This window comes from Streptomyces sp. NPDC087859, from assembly GCF_044742595.1.
Taxonomy (GTDB): Bacteria; Actinomycetota; Actinomycetes; order Streptomycetales; family Streptomycetaceae; genus Streptomyces; species Streptomyces canus_F.
Map to the genome: position 1 here is coordinate 158878 of NZ_JBIUUU010000013.1, position 17087 is coordinate 175964.

General features: G+C 69.9%; 14 protein-coding genes. 6 read left to right on the forward strand and 8 right to left on the reverse strand.

The window, feature by feature from the left end; translation table 11 throughout:
• Window positions 1-22 precede the first annotated feature (22 nt).
• On the reverse strand, window positions 23-1354 hold the full coding sequence (locus ACIOHP_RS31115) for a cytochrome P450 (RefSeq protein WP_401892669.1): 1332 nt from the start codon (window positions 1352-1354) through the stop codon (window positions 23-25).
• A gap of 216 nt (window positions 1355-1570) precedes the next feature.
• Here ACIOHP_RS31115 and ACIOHP_RS31120 point away from each other — a divergent pair, with 216 nt between their 5' ends.
• The 4 genes from ACIOHP_RS31120 to ACIOHP_RS31135 all read left to right on the forward strand — a co-directional run bounded on the left by ACIOHP_RS31120 (window position 1571) and on the right by ACIOHP_RS31135 (window position 4456).
• A complete protein-coding gene (locus ACIOHP_RS31120; RefSeq protein WP_401892671.1) occupies window positions 1571-2266 on the forward strand; it encodes a hypothetical protein in 696 nt (231 codons plus the stop codon).
• An 89-nt stretch (window positions 2267-2355) separates the two neighbouring features.
• Window positions 2356-3336 (forward strand): hypothetical protein, encoded by a 981-nt coding sequence (locus ACIOHP_RS31125; RefSeq protein ID WP_401892674.1) that lies wholly within the window; start codon window positions 2356-2358, stop codon window positions 3334-3336.
• Window positions 3237-4283 carry an ankyrin repeat domain-containing protein gene (locus tag ACIOHP_RS31130; RefSeq protein WP_401892676.1) on the forward strand — a complete coding sequence of 349 codons (1047 nt, stop codon included), beginning with the start codon at window positions 3237-3239 and terminating at the stop codon, window positions 4281-4283. Before ACIOHP_RS31125 ends, ACIOHP_RS31130 begins: the two co-directional genes overlap by 100 nt.
• Before the next feature lie 29 nt (window positions 4284-4312).
• A complete protein-coding gene (locus ACIOHP_RS31135; protein ID WP_401892678.1) occupies window positions 4313-4456 on the forward strand; it encodes a hypothetical protein in 144 nt (47 codons plus the stop codon).
• 69 nt (window positions 4457-4525) lie between these two features.
• On the opposite strand, the gene ACIOHP_RS31140 is transcribed toward ACIOHP_RS31135, so the two are convergent.
• On the reverse strand, window positions 4526-7387 hold the full coding sequence (locus tag ACIOHP_RS31140) for an ATP-binding protein (protein WP_401892934.1): 2862 nt from the start codon (window positions 7385-7387) through the stop codon (window positions 4526-4528).
• Between the two features lie 659 nt (window positions 7388-8046).
• Between ACIOHP_RS31140 and ACIOHP_RS31145 the strand changes: the two genes are divergently transcribed.
• Window positions 8047-9477 carry a glycoside hydrolase family 43 protein gene (locus tag ACIOHP_RS31145; RefSeq protein ID WP_401892681.1) on the forward strand — a complete coding sequence of 477 codons (1431 nt, stop codon included), beginning with the start codon at window positions 8047-8049 and terminating at the stop codon, window positions 9475-9477.
• Window positions 9478-9552: 75 nt separating this feature from the next.
• On the opposite strand, the gene ACIOHP_RS31150 is transcribed toward ACIOHP_RS31145, so the two are convergent.
• Both ACIOHP_RS31150 and ACIOHP_RS31155 read right to left on the reverse strand, forming a co-directional pair.
• The gene (locus tag ACIOHP_RS31150) at window positions 9553-10995 is read right to left on the reverse strand and encodes an ATP-binding protein (protein WP_401892684.1); all 1443 of its coding nucleotides are present in this window, start codon (window positions 10993-10995) and stop codon (window positions 9553-9555) included.
• Window positions 10992-11660, reverse strand: a complete 669-nt coding sequence (locus ACIOHP_RS31155; RefSeq protein WP_401892687.1) for a response regulator transcription factor — start codon at window positions 11658-11660, stop codon at window positions 10992-10994. Before ACIOHP_RS31155 ends, ACIOHP_RS31150 begins: the two co-directional genes overlap by 4 nt.
• A gap of 172 nt (window positions 11661-11832) precedes the next feature.
• On the opposite strand from ACIOHP_RS31155, the gene ACIOHP_RS31160 reads away from it, so the two are divergent.
• A complete protein-coding gene (locus ACIOHP_RS31160) occupies window positions 11833-12501 on the forward strand; it encodes a PepSY domain-containing protein (RefSeq protein ID WP_401892689.1) in 669 nt (222 codons plus the stop codon).
• Between the two features lie 89 nt (window positions 12502-12590).
• On the opposite strand, the gene ACIOHP_RS31165 is transcribed toward ACIOHP_RS31160, so the two are convergent.
• From ACIOHP_RS31165 to ACIOHP_RS31180, 4 genes are all read right to left on the reverse strand, one after another.
• Window positions 12591-13445 (reverse strand): hypothetical protein, encoded by an 855-nt coding sequence (locus tag ACIOHP_RS31165; protein ID WP_401892691.1) that lies wholly within the window; start codon window positions 13443-13445, stop codon window positions 12591-12593.
• Between the two features lie 91 nt (window positions 13446-13536).
• Window positions 13537-14382, reverse strand: a complete 846-nt coding sequence (locus tag ACIOHP_RS31170) for a carbohydrate ABC transporter permease (protein WP_401892694.1) — start codon at window positions 14380-14382, stop codon at window positions 13537-13539.
• Window positions 14379-15737 (reverse strand): ABC transporter permease subunit, encoded by a 1359-nt coding sequence (locus tag ACIOHP_RS31175; protein WP_401892696.1) that lies wholly within the window; start codon window positions 15735-15737, stop codon window positions 14379-14381. Before ACIOHP_RS31175 ends, ACIOHP_RS31170 begins: the two co-directional genes overlap by 4 nt.
• A 5-nt stretch (window positions 15738-15742) precedes the next feature.
• Window positions 15743-17071 carry an ABC transporter substrate-binding protein gene (locus ACIOHP_RS31180; RefSeq protein WP_361556185.1) on the reverse strand — a complete coding sequence of 443 codons (1329 nt, stop codon included), beginning with the start codon at window positions 17069-17071 and terminating at the stop codon, window positions 15743-15745.
• Window positions 17072-17087 lie beyond the last annotated feature (16 nt).

Sequence of the window (17087 nt, forward strand, 5' to 3'; positions counted from 1 at the left end):
CTCATTGATCTGCGGGCCGCGGTCAGGCGCCGGTGACGCGGCCGGGCCCCGAGCTGACGGGGCAGACGCCGGCATGCGTCGAGGAGCCGACGCCGTACGGGGAACTGGTGGCGGGCCCGGCCCGGGTTCCGCTGTCGTGATCGGCCGACGGTGGGGGGAAGGCGACGTCCAGCCGGGTGAGCCCGCGGAAGTTGAGGCTGCGCTGCCACTGCGGGGCGCCGCCGTCGAGCCGCAGGCCGGGGAGCCGGGTCAGGAGTGCTTCCAGGACGACCGCGCCTTCCAGGCGCGCCAGGGCCGCGCCGAGGCAGAAGTGCGGACCGTGTCCGAACGCCAGGTGCCGTCCGCCGGGCCGTTCGAAATCCAGCACATGAGGATCGGGAAACACCGCCGGGTCCCGGTTCGCGGCGCCGCCCACCAGGAGCACCGTCTGTCCTTCGGTGATGGTGCGGCCGGCCAGGTCCAGGTCGCGGCGCGCCCGGCGCAGCATCAGCTGTACCGGGGCGTCGTAGCGCAGGAGTTCCTCGACCGCGGCGGGCATCAGGTCGGGCCGGCTGCGCAGTTGGTCGGCCGCGTGCGGATGGCGGAGCAGGGCGAGGGTGGCGTTGCCGATGAAGTGGGTGGTGGTCTCGTGACCGGCGATCAGGAGCAGGGCGCAATTGGCGAGCAGTTCGTCGAAGTCCTGGTCGGTGTTCTCGGCCTGTGCGCTCACCATGGCGCGCAGCGTGTGGGGCGCCGGCGGGGTGTCGTGGCGGGTGAGGAGTTCGCGGAAGTAGGCGAGCATGTCCGTCATGCTCTGCGAGGCCTCGCGGTTGCGGTCGGCATCCAGCCGGGAGTTGCCTATGGCCTCGGCGATCGGCTCGGACCAGGAGGCGAGGGCGCCGCGGTCCTGCTGCGGCACGTCGAGGAGGTCGCAGATGATGGTCAGAGGCAGAGGGCGGGCGAGGTCCGCGACGATGTCCATCCGCCCGGTCGGCGCCGCGTGGGCGATGATCCGGTCGACGGCTTCGACAATCCTGCCGCGCAGTGTCTGCACTGCCCGAGGGCTGAAGGCCTTGCTGATCAGGGCCCGTAGCCGGGGATGGTCGGGGGCGTCGTTGTAGAGCATCTGCCGGCTCAGCACCCTGGCCAGAGGCCGCAGCTCCTCGGGTACGGCCTCGATGTCGGGATAGCGCACCGAGGACAGCCCCGGGTCACCCGCCGCTTTGCTGACCACGGCGTGCCCGGTCGCGACCCACGCGCGCAGGCTGCGGTCCCAGAACAGGTCGTCGGCGTTGCGCAGCTCTTCGTAGAAGTCGTAGAGGCGCTCTTGGACTTGAGGCCGAAAGGCCCGCAACAGCGAGGTGGGAGTGCTCACCGGCCCAGGCTAGACGGTCTGCGAATCGGGGCCGGGTGCAAGGAGTCCCCAGCTCAGGAGTTAGGTAGGCGATTGCGTACTTTCACCGAAGTCCTCGGACCGAGCGTGCGGAAGCGTTGTCACCGGGCCCTGGACGCCTCCGGGGTGACCGAGTGGAGAGAACGCGGGTGAACGGTGCGGGTACGGTGCGCTGCGGCGGCTGTGTGGGTGCTTTCGTTGACGGTGCTGAGCGCGTGTGGCGGTGGGACCGAGGTCTCCGGCGACACGACGGAGGAAACGACCTCCCAGGCGGCCGTGTCGGCTTCCGCATCTGCGGAGGGTGAGAAGCCCCAGGCGTCGGCTGAGCCCCAGGCGTCGGCCAAGGTTCTGAGCGACGCCCAGTTGCAGTCCGCTGTCCTGGTCGATGCGGATCTGAGCGAGTTTCAGATGTCCGAGGAGATGGCGGGTATGCCCGCTCCTGAGGGCGCTGCGAAGAGGGTTTCCCCGGCCAAGTGCCAGCCGCTGCTGAACATCGCCGTGGGCAAGCTCGAACCGCAGGCGAAGGCGTTCCGGTACAGCGTTGCCGTGGGGTCTTCGGCATCCGGACAGTCTGCCGACCGGATCGGGGTGGAGATCAAACTCTTCGCCCTTGACCAGGCCGGTGCCGAGCACGTCCTCGCGCAGCTGAGAACAGCGGCGAAGGATTGTGCGGGGTACGAGAACGGCGGGCACCAGACCGTCGCGGCGGCCGACGCACCGGACGCGGGCGACGAGGCGGTGGCGTACAAGACGTCCGCGGCGGGCTCGATCCCGATCTGGACCACGGTGGTACGCAGCGGCGCCACCGTGGTGGCCTTCGGCCACTACACAGCCGAGCTGCCCGATGAAGTACTGTCCGCTCAGATCTCCAAGATCGAGGCGGTCGCAGGCTGAGTGTCCGGCGAGGTGCTGCGTCGGCGCCCTCGGCCGGACCTGGCGGGAACTGTTCGCTTTCTACGATCACATGTGGTTCAGGGGGGTCTGTGCGCCGTCGTCGTGAGCAGTCATGTCTTCTGACAGTTGCGCTCCTGTTCAAGTGGTACCTGGTCGGATACCTCCTCCTGGTTCCGGTCGTCGTCCCCGGGCTCATGGCCGCGCAGTCGCCTCCGCAGCACGTAGACGGAGCCGCGCCACCGATCCTGGCGGGGATATCCCTGCTGACCGCGGTCGTTGTGGCCTGGTGGGCCGGCCACGGCCAGCCCTTGCGATGGTGGCTGCTGCTGGCCCGTACCGCCGTGCTGCTGGGTCTCTGTGCGGCAGCGGTGGCGTTGACCCGGTCCCAAATGGAGCCGGGGGCGTTGCGCGCCACGATGGAGGAGCCGGCGGATCCCTACGCGAAGTGGCTGGTCACCTCGATGCTGGAGATCCCTGCGGCGGGGCTCACGGCCATGGTGTTCTTCCTCGTAGTGCGCTGGTGGGGCCGCAGGCGTCCGGCCCTACCACCGCGGAGACGGCAGTCCGCGGACCGGCCCCGCAGGCAGGGCCGACCGACCATTCCGGCGCCGGGCGAGATATGGCTGGCCATGGTCCCCTACCGCGAAGGGACCGGGGAGGAATCCCAGCACTACTGCATCGTGGTGACCTCCCACGAGCACCATGCCGGCGTCCTGCAGATCACCAGCCAGAACAAGGACACGCGACGCGACCACATCCGGATGCCCAACGCCGGATGGGACGAAGTCTCCGGCAAGGACCACTGGACGGAAATCGGCGTCCCTCTCCGCGAGGTGCCGTACGAAAAGTTCCTGACGGTCAGTCCCCAGGGTCAGTGCCCCGCGACGACCTGGGCCCAAATCCGAGCAGCGCACCCGACGGAGGTCCCGGACCAGCCGGAACAGGCCACGGCTCGGGAGCCGTTGACGGGATGGAGAAAGCTGACCCGGCACGTGCGTTCGAGCTCCACGCCTTCAGACAGGGACGCGGACGCCAAGGCTTTCCAGGGCGAGTCGAGGGTGGATCAGTGAAACCACGCAACCGGATACCCAACCTTCGTCCCCGGCGTCATCACCGGCCCGGATCGTCGTCGGTGTCGGATACGGTCCGGGCCACGACGGGAACGGACGACGACCTCTTTCACGCGGTCAGCCCTGCGCACGGCGCTCGGCCTCCGGAGCAGGTTGCGAGGGTCCGCGCCCTGCTGGCCGAGGGCGCCGAGGTGTCAGCGCCTGATGAGCAGGGGGCCACCCCCTTGCACCGGGCGGTCCAAGCCCCGTACCAGGACAGGGACCCGCTGCCGTCGCTGGAGGTGGTGCGTGCCTTGCTGGAGTCGGGTGCGGATGTGCACGCCCGCGACCGGATCGGAGTCACGCCCGCCGCCCGGGCCGTCCTGCTCAACGACACCTCGACGCAAGCCGCCGTCGACCGGTCGGTGGCGGTACTGGAGCTCCTGGTCGAGCACGGCGCCCGTCTCGACGGCCCCTGCGGGGACGTCATGGGCGGTTCGTTCGCGCACCACAGCACCACCGCCACCCCGGTCTACGCCTTCCTGCTCGATCACGGCGCACCAACGACAGACCCCGCTGGGCGTCGCACTGCGCCTGGACCAGTGCAACGACCATCAGCGACGTGCCCGGTCGCAGATCGTGCCCATGCTGGAAGCGGTGGGGGCGCCCGCGCACGTGCGCTACCCCCATACCGAGGGCGGACCACTGCCCATCGACATGGACGCCGTGCGCCGGGCCGCAGCGGAACTGCGCGCCGAAGGCGAGGACGACCCCAGGCTGCAACGGCACGTGGACGAGACATACGACAGCTACCAGCACTTCATCGACGTACTGAACCGCAACTGCGGCCCCGACGGTTTCGTGTGGGTACTGGAGCTGTGCCGCAGAGTCCTCGGCGCCACGGGCACAGCCCGGACCCTGGTGGGCGAGCAGGACGTGCGCGCTCATCGTCGTCGGCGGAGACCTGACGGCCCAGGCGGTGTACACCGATGGCGACATGCACGTCAGCGGCGACATCGAGGCGGACATCGTCTACGGCTGCTACAACGACCACACCCTGGAGGCACGCACCATCCGGGGACGCCTGGTCATCTCGGACGACCACGATGTACAGGCCCACGTGGAAGCGAAGCATCGCTGAACCCGGGCGAACTCTTCTCCCGCCTGTGGGAAGGAAGACCCGTCTTCCGTACCTCTGACCGACCGGCCGTCAAGACGGTGACGGCGACGATCCGGTGGGTCCGTCAGTCCCGTTCGTCGTGTCGCGCAGCTCGAGTCTGGTCTGGAGGACGGCGAGGGCGGCTCGCGAAGTGACGCCGGTCTTGCGGTAGATGCGGCTGAGGTGAGATTCGACCGTGCGGGGGCTGAGGAAGAGCCGGGCGGCGATGGCCGGGGTGGTCAGGCCGTCGGCGACCAGGGCGGCGATCTCGCGTTCGCGGGCGGACAGGCCCGGGTCCGGGGCCGGAGGCTGGGCCGGGGGCACGTCGTACACGAGGGGGTGGAACGCATCGGCCAGGCCGGTCAGTTGACGTGCGCCGCCGGCCTCGGCGAGCTGTCGGGCGCGTGTCCACATGGCTCGGGCACGGTCCGGATCGGCGGCGACGGTCAGGGGTGCGCCGAACAGCAGGCTGAACGCTTCCCACAGCACCGCTCCCCCACGGGCCGTCCTGTCCACGGCCTCCTCGAACAGCTCGGCGGCCGCCGCCGTGTCGCCGCCGACGGCCAGACAGTGGGCGGTGCTGCGCAGCGCCGAGGCCTGTTGCGACGGCAGGTTGAGCTGCTCCGCCTCCTTGCGGGCCCGCTCCGCCCAGGTCGCGGCGGCTCCCGTGTCGCCGGTCATGATGGCCGAGTTGACGAGGATCTCCAGGATGAGCGGGCGCATGGACGGGTGGAGCGCCTTCAGGTCGTCGCCTCCGCCACGCAGGACCGCGGCCCGGGCGCGCTGAGGATCACCTGCGTGCATCGCCGCCTGGGCGAGCACGCACCAGGCGATGGACGCCCACCAGTTGGTACGCGTGCCTGCCGCGGCGACGGCTTCCTCGGCCACCGCCAATGCGGCCTGGTCACCGGGCGGGAGGGCGAACATCTGGGTATACGCCTTGTTGGTGAGGACGAAGGCCAGCAGTTCGTCGCTGCCGATGCCACGGGCGATCGTCTCGGCCTCGTCCGCGAGTTCCCTGGCCGAGTCCAGGCGCAGAGTCTGAAGTTGAACATATGCCTTGCACAGCAGCAGGTGCGGCAGGACATAGAGCTGGCCGCCGCGCCGGGCGATGGCCAGGCCGCGATCGGCGTGCCGTTCGGCATCGGCGTACCGCTCCAGGAACGCCTCGGCCCAGCCGAGGCGGGCCAGCGGCTCGCACAGTCCCGCGAGGTCGTGATCGGTAAGGGCGTCGACCAGGGCGGCGGCCCGATCGCTTGTCTCCCGCGCGGCACCCATGTTGCCTTCGTACGTCTCCCCGAGGGCCGCAACCCCGAGGGCGCCCGCCTGGGCGACCTCATCGCCCAGCGACCGGGCCAGGTCGAGGGTGCCGGCCAGGTCGGCACGCACTTGGGGGTAGGCGGTGGCATGCGGCGCGGACGATCCGAGTTCCAGGCCGAGTTCTACCGTGTCGGCGTCGGACGGGCCCGGTGTCCGGGCGAGCTCGCGGCGCAGCAGTGCAACCGCCTCGGCGTACCGCCCCAGGTAACGCTCCATCACCGCGCACAGTGTCACGGCAGAGGCCCGCACGCTTCGTGGCGCCCCCGCCTCGTCGGGCGGTGACATGGCGATCACCTCATGCAGCAGGTCCCGGCTCTCTCGCAGACCTCCGCACACGCCCAGGGCACGGGCCCGTCGCAGCATCAGATCGCGGCGCAGCGTGGCGTGTTGGGGCTGGTCGGGCAGGTGGGTGAGGGCGACGCCGAGCCAGTGGGCGCTGCTCGCGGGTGCGGTGGCGGCGGAGCGCTCGGCCGCTTCGGACAGTACGGCGACGGCCTGCGGGTCCCAGCCGGTCAGTGACTGCTCGACGTGGTGGGCGCGTTCGCTGGCGGGAGCACCCGTGGCGGCCAGTGCGTCCGCGGCGAGGCGATGCATGCGCACGCGTTCCAGGGGGTGGGTGCTCTCGTGCACGACCGCTCGGAGCACCGGATGGCGCAGTGCCCACCGTCCGCCCGGCCCGGGACGCAGGAGATCACGGTCGGTCAATGCTCCCAGGTCCGCGGTGACCTCGGCCTCGTCCCGCCCGGTCACCACGCTCAGCAGAGCGGCGCTGCCCCGATCGCCGAGGACGGCCACCGCCTCGGCGGTCCGGCGCTGTGCCGCGGTCAGCGGGGTCAGTTCGTCCAGTAGGACGGAGCCGAGTCCGGCCGAGTGCGGTGGGGCGTCCTGCCCGGCGTCGCGTCCTGCTTGTCCGGCCTGGAGGAGGGCGAGGAAGTACAGCGGATTGCCGTCGCTGGCGGCGTACAGCTCGGCGGCCCGGCCGGGCTGCATGCCGGGGGCCAGTCCGGGGGCCAGTACCTCGACGCACGCCTGCTCGGCGAGGGGGCCGAGGTTCAGCCGCAGCACCGTCCCCATGTCGATGCCCCGGGTGAGCGCGGCGTCCAGGGAGGCCGTGGTCTGGCGGTCGCGACGGGCCACGACGATCACGACGGGGGCGTTCGGGGGATGGCGGACGACGTGGTCGAGGAGTTCCAGGGATGCCGGGTCCGCCCAGTGCAGATCGTCCAACGCCACGACGAGCCCGGGACCGGGGCCGGACCGGGCGATCCGTACGAGCAGCTTCGCGATGGAGCGCTGCAGCCCGAACCGGTCGCCGCGCGCGTCCATGGCACCCGGATCCGCCAACTCCATGTCGTGGTCGGCGAGGGCGTCGCTGAACGGCTGGTAAGGGATGTGCTGTTCGTATTCGCTGGCCCTGCCGCGCAGTACCGTCATCCCCCGGGCCTGCGCCCGTCGGCAGAACTCGGCCATCAGCCGGCTCTTGCCGATGCCCGCGGTCCCGGCGAGGTCCACGACGGAGCAACCGCCGTCCTCGCCGAGTGTCCGGTCGAGCACCGAGTCCAGAAGTTCCAGTTCTGTCGCCCGGCTCACCAGCGGAGTCACATCGCCACCTAACTCCCCATGGCCACGCGGCCGTCGGGGACATTTCTGTGACGATCTTACGTAATCCATGCCCGGCACGGCCGAACCGGTCGGACTCCACGGGTCATCGGAATCCTTCGTGGATTCCGATGACGCAGGACAAGCCGCCTGTCCGGTCCGACGCTGCCGTAGCGCGGTAGCCGATGTCGGTCTCGGCAAGCTGCAGGCGGAACTTGGCGCTCTCGTCGGACGCCGGAGTGCCGAGTTTGGTAGCCCTCAGCGGGGAAGCCCGCCGAGCCGGCGTCGGTGCGGGGGTGGAGGGTGACGGAGCCGATGGTCCGGTCGGCGCCGAGGTCGACTTCGATCCACACCGGTGTGTCGCTGAAGTCGGCGGCGGGGAAAGGCCAGTTGCCGGACACAGGGCATTGAATCGGTTCATTCGCATGTTTGCAGGCGAGATCCTGTCCCTCTGCGCAGCACTACGTCAATGCTCTTGCAGCAGTTGCTTTCACCGACGGCGGGCCGGGCGCGACGAGTTGCCCGCCCCGGGGATCAAACCGGCCGGTTCCATTGACGTGCCCTTGACCAACATCTATCTTCTGCTCGAATTTACGAACAGCGTTCGACTTCTCGAACAATAGCCGCCATTTGCAGAACGACAGGAGAAGTTCATGCGCGCGGTTCTCTCCAGACTGGCAGCGATGCTGGTCGCCGCCGGCCTCCTCTTCACAGCCCAAGTCCTGATCACACCTCAGCGAGCCGCCGCGGCCGACCCGGGTTACCTGATGACGCACTTCATCGGGGAGGGCTCGACCGGTCAGCAGATGTACTTCTCGTACAGCTCGGACGGCCTGAACTGGACCGATCTCAACGGCGGCGGGATGACCCTGCGTTCGACCGTGGGCACGCGAGGGGTGCGCGACCCCGCCCTGGTCCGCTCCCCCGACGGCAGCAAGTACTGGATCATCGCGACCGACCTGTGCATCGACTGCGGGCAGACGTGGAGTCAGTCCATCAACAACGGCAGCCGCAATCTGGTGGTCTGGGAGTCGAATGACCTGGTCACCTGGTCGGCGCCGTGGCTGCTCAACGTCGCCGGGGCCATCCCCGACGGGCGCAACGCCTGGGCCCCTGAGGCGATCTGGGATCCGGCCGGCAACAACTACGTCCTGTACTGGGCGACGAACACGCCGCTCAACGGCGTGACGAAGCACCGCATCCACTACGCCCGCACCACGGACTTCCGCACCATCACCACCCCCCAGATCTACATCGAGCGCCCCGGCTCCCAGGAAATCATCGACACCCAGATCGTCGAGGTTCCCTCCGGCGTGGGCAACTACCGCTACGTACGGGCATCCGGCGACGGTCAGATCACCCTCGAAGGCAGCAACTCGATCCTCGGCACCTGGACCAGCCTCGGCAACCTCTCAGGCATCGGCCTGACCGGCTCGCAGGTCGAGGGCCCGATGTGGATGAAGTTCCGCGACCGCAACGAGTGGACCCTCTACCTCGACCAGTACGCGGCCGGAAAGGGATACATGCCGGTCACGACGACCAACCCGTCCGCCACCGGCACCTACAAGCTTCCGACGTCGGGCACCTACTCCCTGGGCGGCACCAAGAAGCGCCACGGCTCGATCCTGAACCTGACGGCCGCCGAGGACGCCCGGATCCAGGCCCGCTGGGTGAACACCCCGGCCAGGCGGCTGCAGTCCTTCAACTTCCAGGACCGCTACGTGCGGCACGTCAACTTCGACGTACGCATCGACCAGAACGTCACCAACGAGGACGCCCAGTTCCGGCCGCGACCCGGCCTGGTCGGCACCGGCACCGTCTCCTTCGAGTCGGTCAACTTCCCCGGCTACTACCTGCGCCACGACGGAACCGACTTCCAACTCGTCCGCAACGACGGCACCACCGCCTTCGCCGAAGACGCCACCTTCCGCCAGGTCGCCGGGCTCGCCGACGCCACCTGGTCCTCCTTCCAGTCCTACAACCACCCCGACCGCTACATCCGCCACTACGCCTACCAGCTCAAACTCGACCCCATCAGCACCGCCACCGCCCGCAGCGACGCCACCTTCCGTCTGACGAGCTGACCTGGCTGAGGGGCCGGCGCCCTCCCCCAGCGGAGAAGGCGCCGGCTTCCCATCCCCACCCCGCCATCACCTTCGTCATCGTTGCCCGCGGCGCTGAGAGAGCGGCAGTCTCAGTTCGAACAAGGCACCTCCCCCGGGAGCGTCGCTGACGGTCAATGTGCCTCCGTGGCGTACGGCGATGTCCTTCGCGATGGCCAGGCCCAGGCCGGCGCCGCCGTCGTCCCGGGCTCGGGACTCGTCGAGCCGGACGAAGCGCTCGAAGATGCGGTCGCGGTCGGCGAGGGGGACGCCCGAGCCGTCGTCGGCGACCTGGAGGACCACCTGGTCGTCGGCCGTGCGCAGGGTGACGGCGACGCGATCGCGGGCGTGCCGCCTCGCGTTGTCCAGAAGATTGCCGAGGACCCGGCAGATCTGGCTGCGGAAGCCGTGCACCTCCACGAACGCGACGCTGTCGAGAGTCACTCCGTCCCGTGAGGACACTTCCTGCGCCACGACCTTCGCCAGGTCGAAGCGGGCGTCCGGCGGGGGCCGCTCCCCCGCGTCCAGGCGGGCGAGCAGCAACAGGTCGGCAGCCAGGCCCTGCAGCCGTACAGTGTCCTCGACGGCCCCGTCCAGGTCCAGCAACTGCGGGTGCGCGGCGCCCACTTCGAGCTGGGTGCGCAGGGACGCGATGGGGCTCCGCAACTCGTGCGAGGCGTCGGCGACGAACGCGCGCTGCCGCGCGACCGAGGTCTCCAGGGCGGCAAGGGTCTCGTTCGTCGTGCGGGCCAGACGGGCGATCTCGTCGTGGGTGGCCGGCTCGGGGACCCGCCGTGACAGGTCCTCGGAGGCCATGATGGCGGCCATCTCGGCTCGGATGCCCTCGACCGGGCGCAGCGCCCGTCTGGTGACGACGTACGTCACCCCGCTGACGGTCAGCAGCAGCAGCGGCAGCCCGATGAGCATCGTCGTCAGCGCGACGTCGACGGCGTCCTCCTCGATGGACAGCGGAGCGCCGGCGTAGACGGTGAGCGGGACGCCTCCCGATGTGATCACGTCGACCGCGGCGAACCGGTACTTCGCCGTGACTCCCTCGACGGTCGCGGTGCCCTCGCCGTACCAGGTCTCGTCGGTGATCTCCCCGGTGGTGAGCGCGTCGTTGTCCTCCGTGTCCCGATCGCCCTCCGCCCTGTCGTCGGCATCGTCGTTGGTCTCGGAGTTCAGCCGGTCCGAGGCGGCGGCGGTCACGTTCATGCCCTCGACGTCCTCGCCGACCGCGACGGGCTTCTCGTCCCGGTCCAGGACCTCGACGGGGTTCTCGTCGCCGTCCGGCAGGTTCAGCTGGTCGTACGCGAACCCGTTCGCCAGCGCCGAGGCGGCGTTACGAGCGACGGAGTCGGCCTCGGCGTCCGCCTTGTCGGTGAGGGTGAACCGCAGCGAGAGCACTACGGCGGTGCCCGCCGCGACCAGGGCTATGGCGACGACGACCGTCGCGGCGAGGGTGGCCCGCGCCCGCACGGAGCGGAGGCGGCGCTTCACGGACGGACCTCCAACCTGTATCCGGCCCCGCGTACCGTCTTGATGAGCGCCGGACCGAGCTTGCGGCGCAGCGTGCTGATGTAGACCTCGACGATGTTCGGGTCGCCGTCGTACGCGAAGTCCCAGACGTGCTCCAGGATGTCGGACTTCGACACGACCTCACCGGCTCTCATCACGAGCTGCTCGAGGACGGAGAACTCCTTGGTGGTCAGGGTGATCTCGTCCTCGGCGAGGAACACCCGCCGGGCCGCGGTGTCGACCTTCAGATCGCCGACCGTGTGCACGGGTGAGGCTCCGCCCGCCGGCCCGCGCCGCCTGAGCAGCGCCTTCACCCGGGCGACGAGGACGACGTAGGAGAACGGCTTGGTGAGGTAGTCGTCGGCACCCGTGTCCAGGCCCTCCGCCTCGTCGTACTCGCCGTCCTTGGCGGTGAGCATCAGGATCGGCACGTCATGGCCGCCGGCGCGCAGGGCGGCGCAGACCCTGTAGCCGTTCATGCCGGGCAGCATGATGTCGAGGATCACCAGGTCGTAGGCCCCCTCACTCGCCTGGTGCAGGCCCTCGGTTCCGTCGTGGACGACGTCCACGGCATACCCCTCGGCCGTCAGACCCCTGGCCAGCGACAGCGCGAGCCGCTTCTCATCTTCCACGATCAACAGACGCATGCGTTCAGCTTGGCAAACCGAACCTGAAGCGGCCTTCAGGGGGCTTCAGCTCCGCTTCAGTGTCGGTCGGCCAGATTGAGTCCCGTCGACAGCAGACGAGGCGGACCGGCCGACTGCGATCGACAAAGACCTCTGTCATTCGTTGCAGTCGTTCGCATTCTGGAGGAACCCCATGAAGCGCAACACCGTCATCGCCGCCGTCGCGGCCGTCGCTCTGGTCGGCGGCGGCACCGCCGCCGCCATCGCGGTCTCGGGTGACGACGAAGGGCCGGCGAAGAAGACCGTGGCGGTGACGAACGACCCCGCCGACACCGATGGCACCGCCCAGGACGGGGACCGGTCCGCCGGCGCAAAGGACGGGCCCGCCGAGGACAAGGCCGAGAACTCCGCCGCGGCGAAGGCCGGACAGATCACGGCCGCGGACGCGATCAGGGCGGCGCTGCGGCACACGACCGGTACGGCGGTCTCGGCCGACCTGGACGACGAGGGCACGGCCCATGTGTGGGAGGTCGATGTGCTGGCAGGCGGCGGTACCTGGCACAGCGTCCAGGTGGCCCCGGCCGACGGCAAGGTCCTCGGCTCGCACACCGAGAAGGACGAAGACGGTGACGACGCCGCCGAGACGGCGCAGATCCGTGCCGCCCTCAAGGGCACCTCGGTGAGCGCCGCGGAGGCCGCCGAGGCCGCCGCCGCCAAGGGCACGGTGACCTCCGTCGACCTGGACGAGGAGAGCAGGGACCCGGCCTGGGACGCCGACACCACCGCCCCCGACGGCACCGGCAGCGAATGGCGCGTGAGCCCGGACTCCGGCAAGGTCACCGCCGACCGCTCGAACGACTGACCAAAGCGCACCCGACCAAGGCCAAGAGCTTGACCGCCTCGGCCGGCGACCGATACCCGGCGCCGCTCGACCCGCCAGGTGCCGTTCCGTCAGACCCAGTCGAGGGCCGCCGGTTCCCGCAGGAAGCTCACGAACACCGAGTCGTCGTCGTCCGGACGGGCAGCGTCGTGGAGCACCTGCACCGCGCCACCCTGGACGAGCACGGACGCGTCGCTGTACTTGCGCGTCACCCAGCGGCGCGTGCCGGCGGCGTCGACGTAGGTGACCGTGGCGGTGGCCCCCGCGACACGCCGCCCTCCGGAGTCGTCGCTGGAGTAGTGGATGCGCAGCTCGCTGATGGTCCCGGTGGTCCGCATCCCCTCGGTCAGCAGCCGGTTCCGGGTGGCGGCGCTCGCGGCACTGCGGCGCTGGGTCCGGACGGCCGACCACACCAGCAGGAGCGAGAGCATGACCAGGAGGCCGGGCAGCCAGAGGTCGGCGTAGTAGAGGATCCACTGCCCCCAACCCCACGGCTCCGGCGGCTCGTAGTCCGTCACCACCCAGCCGACGCGGTCCGCCTCCACCCAGCCGCGCGACGCGACGGCGACGCCCAGGGCGAAGACGGCGACGCCGATCGCCAGCGCCCATCCGCCGCCGCCCCGTGCCGCCCGGTAGCCGTCGAGATGATGGGCGCCCACCGGCAGCCCCAGGCCCGTCAGGAGCATCCCCGCGACCATCCCGACGACCACGAGCGGGACCGAGACACCGGAGACGTGGGTGCCCGACGGCGCGTTGAGGGAGATCGCGCGCAGCGCGTCGAACCACAGGGCGACGGGCAGAGCGAGCACGAAGGCGCCGGCGGCACCGAGGACGAACCAGATCACGCCCATACGCAGAGCCGCCGGATTGCCCACCTGACGATCACGCTTCTGGCGCCGGCGCACTGACGGGTCCACGGTGTCCATGGCGCCTCCTGAGGTGCAGGTCGGCGCGATCGCCGGGGAATCATCGTACTGAACCGATCAGGTGAGGCCGGGGCGTGCGGCCGGTGACCCCCTACTTCACGGACCCGGCCATCACCCCCTGGACGAAGTGCCGTTGGAAGGCGAAGAACACGACCACCGGCACGATCAGGGACAGGAAGGCGCCGGGCGCCAGCACATCGATGTTGCTGCCGAACTGCCGTATCTGCGACTGCAGTTCCACGGTCAGAGGCTGCGCCGAGCCGTCCGCGAAGAGGAGCGCCACCAGCATGTCGTTCCACACCCACAGGAACTGGAAGATGGCGAGGCTCGCGAGGGCGGGGCGCCCCACCGGCAGGACGAGCCGGATGAAGATGCGCCACTCGCTGCCTCCGTCCATGCGGGCGGCCTCCAGCATCTCCCGCGGTATCTCGGCGAAGTAGTTCCGCAGCAGGAAGATCGCGAAGGGCAGGCCGTAGGAGACGTGGAAGAGGACGACGCCGGGGATGGTGCCGAACAGCCCCAGCTGGCCGAAGAGTTTGGCCACGGGCAGCAGGCCGATCTGCACCGGCACCACCAGCAGGGCGACGACGAGCAGGAAGAGTGCGTCGCGGCCGGGGAAGTCCAGCCACGCGAAGGCGTATCCGGCGAGCGCGGCGATCACCACGACGAGCAACGTCGTCGGAACCGAGATCAGCACCGTGTTCCAGAACGCCCGCGTGATCCCGGAGTTCTTCAGCAGCGCCGCGTAGTTGTCGAAGGACAGCTGCCCCGGGCTGGTGAACGTCGTCCACCAGCCGCCCTTGGCCGTGTCCTGCGTGGAGCGCAGGGACGACAGGAGCAGTCCGGCGAGCGGAGTGAGCCAGATCAGTCCGACGACCACGAGGACGGCCTGGACCACGCTGTTGGCGAACCCGCGCCGGAGCGCACTGAGGTTCATCGCTGACTCCCTCGGAAGCGGCGGACGTTGAAGACCATGGCGGGGATCACCAGGAGCAGGAGCAGGACCCCGAGGGCACTGCCGAGCCCCTGGTCGTTGCCGCCGCCGAAGGACACGAGCCACATCTGGGTGGCCAGCACGGTGGCGTCCTCCTGCACGGGTCCTGGCGCGATGATGTAGACGAGGTCGAACACCTTCATCACGTTGATGACGAGGGTCACGAAGACCACGGTCAGTACGGGCGCGAGCAGGGGCACGGTGATCCGCCGGAAGATCTGCCACTCGTTGGCGCCGTCCATCCGGGCGGCCTCCAGCGCGTCCCGGGGCAGCGTCGACAGGCCGGCGCCGATGAGGACCATCGCGAAGCCGGTCCAGATCCACAGGTAGGCACCGATGATCGCCGGAGTGACGAGCGCCGGGCCGAGCCAGGAGATGCCCTCGTAGGGCGGGGCGAAGTTCGAGCCGGGGAGCGTGACGGTGTAAGAACCCGCGTCCAGGCCCGTGAAGCGGAAGGAGCCGTCGGCGGCGGTGGTCGTGCTCGCGATCGTCCTCCCGTCGCGCACCGCCTCGACCCGCATCTGCGGCAGTCCGCTCTCCCGGGGGTCGACCACCCCCTGCTTGCCTCCCCCGCCGCGCGTGAAGTCGAGGTAGACGACGCCGCGCAGTTCGTCCGCGCCCGCCTGGCGGGCCGCGGCCGCCTGGGCGGGCCGCGCGTCCTGGGGCAGTTCCTTGGGCGCTACGCCGACCAGGCCGAGAGAGACCGTGTCGCCCGGTGAGACGCTCGTGCTCGTGCGGTACGAGCCGTCGGCGCCCTGGGTCAGTCCCTGCCCGTCGCGGGCGCGGGCGGTCGGGTAGGAGGAGGTGCCTTCGAAGGCGTCGTGGATGCCGACCACCGCCGCGTTCAGGACGCCCTTGTCCGGGTCCTCGTCGTAGGCGAGGCGGAAGATGATGCCCGCCGCCAGGAAGGAGACGGCCATGGGCATGAACAGCAGCAGTTTGAACGCCGTGGCCCAGCGGACCTTCTCGACGAGTACGGCGAGGATCAGTCCCAGGCCCGTCAGCAGGGCGGGGGCCACGACCACCCAGATGATCGTGTTGCGGAGTGCGGTGAGGGTGGCCGGGTCGCGGAACATCTCGGTGTAGTTGTCACCGCCCACGAAGCGGGTCCCGGAGGCGTCGAAGAAGCTGCGGCCGACCGTGAACAGCACCGGGTAGAGGACGAGAGCGCCGAGCAGGAGCAGCGCGGGGAGGACGAAGAGGAGGGCGATGGTCCGCCCCCGCCGCCGGGCGCGCCGCTTGTGGGCGACGGTTCCGGCGGCGGGGGGACCGCTCACCTTCGTGAGCGTGGCGGTCATCGCGATCAGTCCTTGTAGGCCTTGGCCGCGGCGGTCTCCAGCTGTGCCGCGGTCGCCTTGGGGTCGGACGGGTCGCGCAGGAAGTCCTGGAGGATCTTCCACTCGCCCGCGCCCTTGGTCCCGCCGAACGCGGCCGGTGCCTGGTCGGACATGTCGAAGCGGACCGAATCCCCGGCGGCTATGAGGGACTTGGCGGTGGTGCGGGTGACGTCGTCGCCGTAGGAGGCGAGGTCGAGTCCCTTGTTCGGGGAGAGGAAGCCGCCCGTCTTCGCCCACACGGCGGCGGCCTCGGGGGTCGCCAGGTACTCCAGGAGGGCCATGCCGGCCTTGGTGTTCTTGCCGTCCTTGAGGACGACGGCCGCGTCGCCGCCGCTGACCACGGGTGCCTCGCCGCCGCCGACGGGCGGGAACGGGAAGAAGTTCGCGTCCTCGCCGATCTTCCGGCCGAACTGGTCCTTGGCGACACCGGCGACGAAATCGCCCTCGTAGACCATGCCGGCCTCGGGTTCGGGCCCGAAGACCTTCTCGACGGAGCCCGGGAAGTCGGTGTTGAGGGCGCCCTGCTGTCCGCCCGCCAGGAGCTGCTTGTCCTTGAAGAGCTTGCCGAGCGTCGTGAGCGCGTCGATGACGCTCTGGTCGGTCCACTTCAACCGGTGCGCCGCGAGGGCGTCGTACTTCTCGGGGCCGGCCTGGGAGAGGTAGACGTTCTCGAACCAGTCGGTGAGTGTCCAGCCGTCCTGTCCGGCGACGGAGAAGGCGGCGAGCCCCGAGTCGGAGACGGTGCGCCCGGCCTTCAGCATCGCGTCGTACGTCTTCGGCGGCTGGACGCCGGCCTGGTCGAGGGCGTCGGGGCTGTACCAGACGGTCGACTTGTGGGCGGCCTTGAAGTACAGGCCGTAGAGGGTGCCGTCGACGCTGCCGTAGTCCTTCCACACGCTCGCGTAGTTGGCGTCGACGGACTTGCGGGTGGCCGTGGACAGCGGCTTGAGCCAGCCCTTCTGGGCGAACTGCTGGAGCACGCCGACCTGCGGGACCATCACCACGTCGGGGGCGTTGCCGCCCTCGATCTTGCTGCCGACGACGGTGGAGACGTTGTCGCCGGTGGAGACGAACTGGGTCTTGGCGCCGGTCTTCTCGGTGAAGGCGTCCAGCACCTTCTGGAAGTTCTTCTGTTCGCTGCCGGACCAGACGCCGGCCACGGAGACCGTCTGGCCGCTGAACGCCTGGTCGCCGCCGCCGGCGGAGACGGGGCCGCCGCCACCGCAGGCGGTGGAGCCGAGCGCCAGGACGAGTGCGGTGCAGCCGGTGAGCAGGGCGGTACGTCGTCGCATCATCGTTGATGTCCCTTCG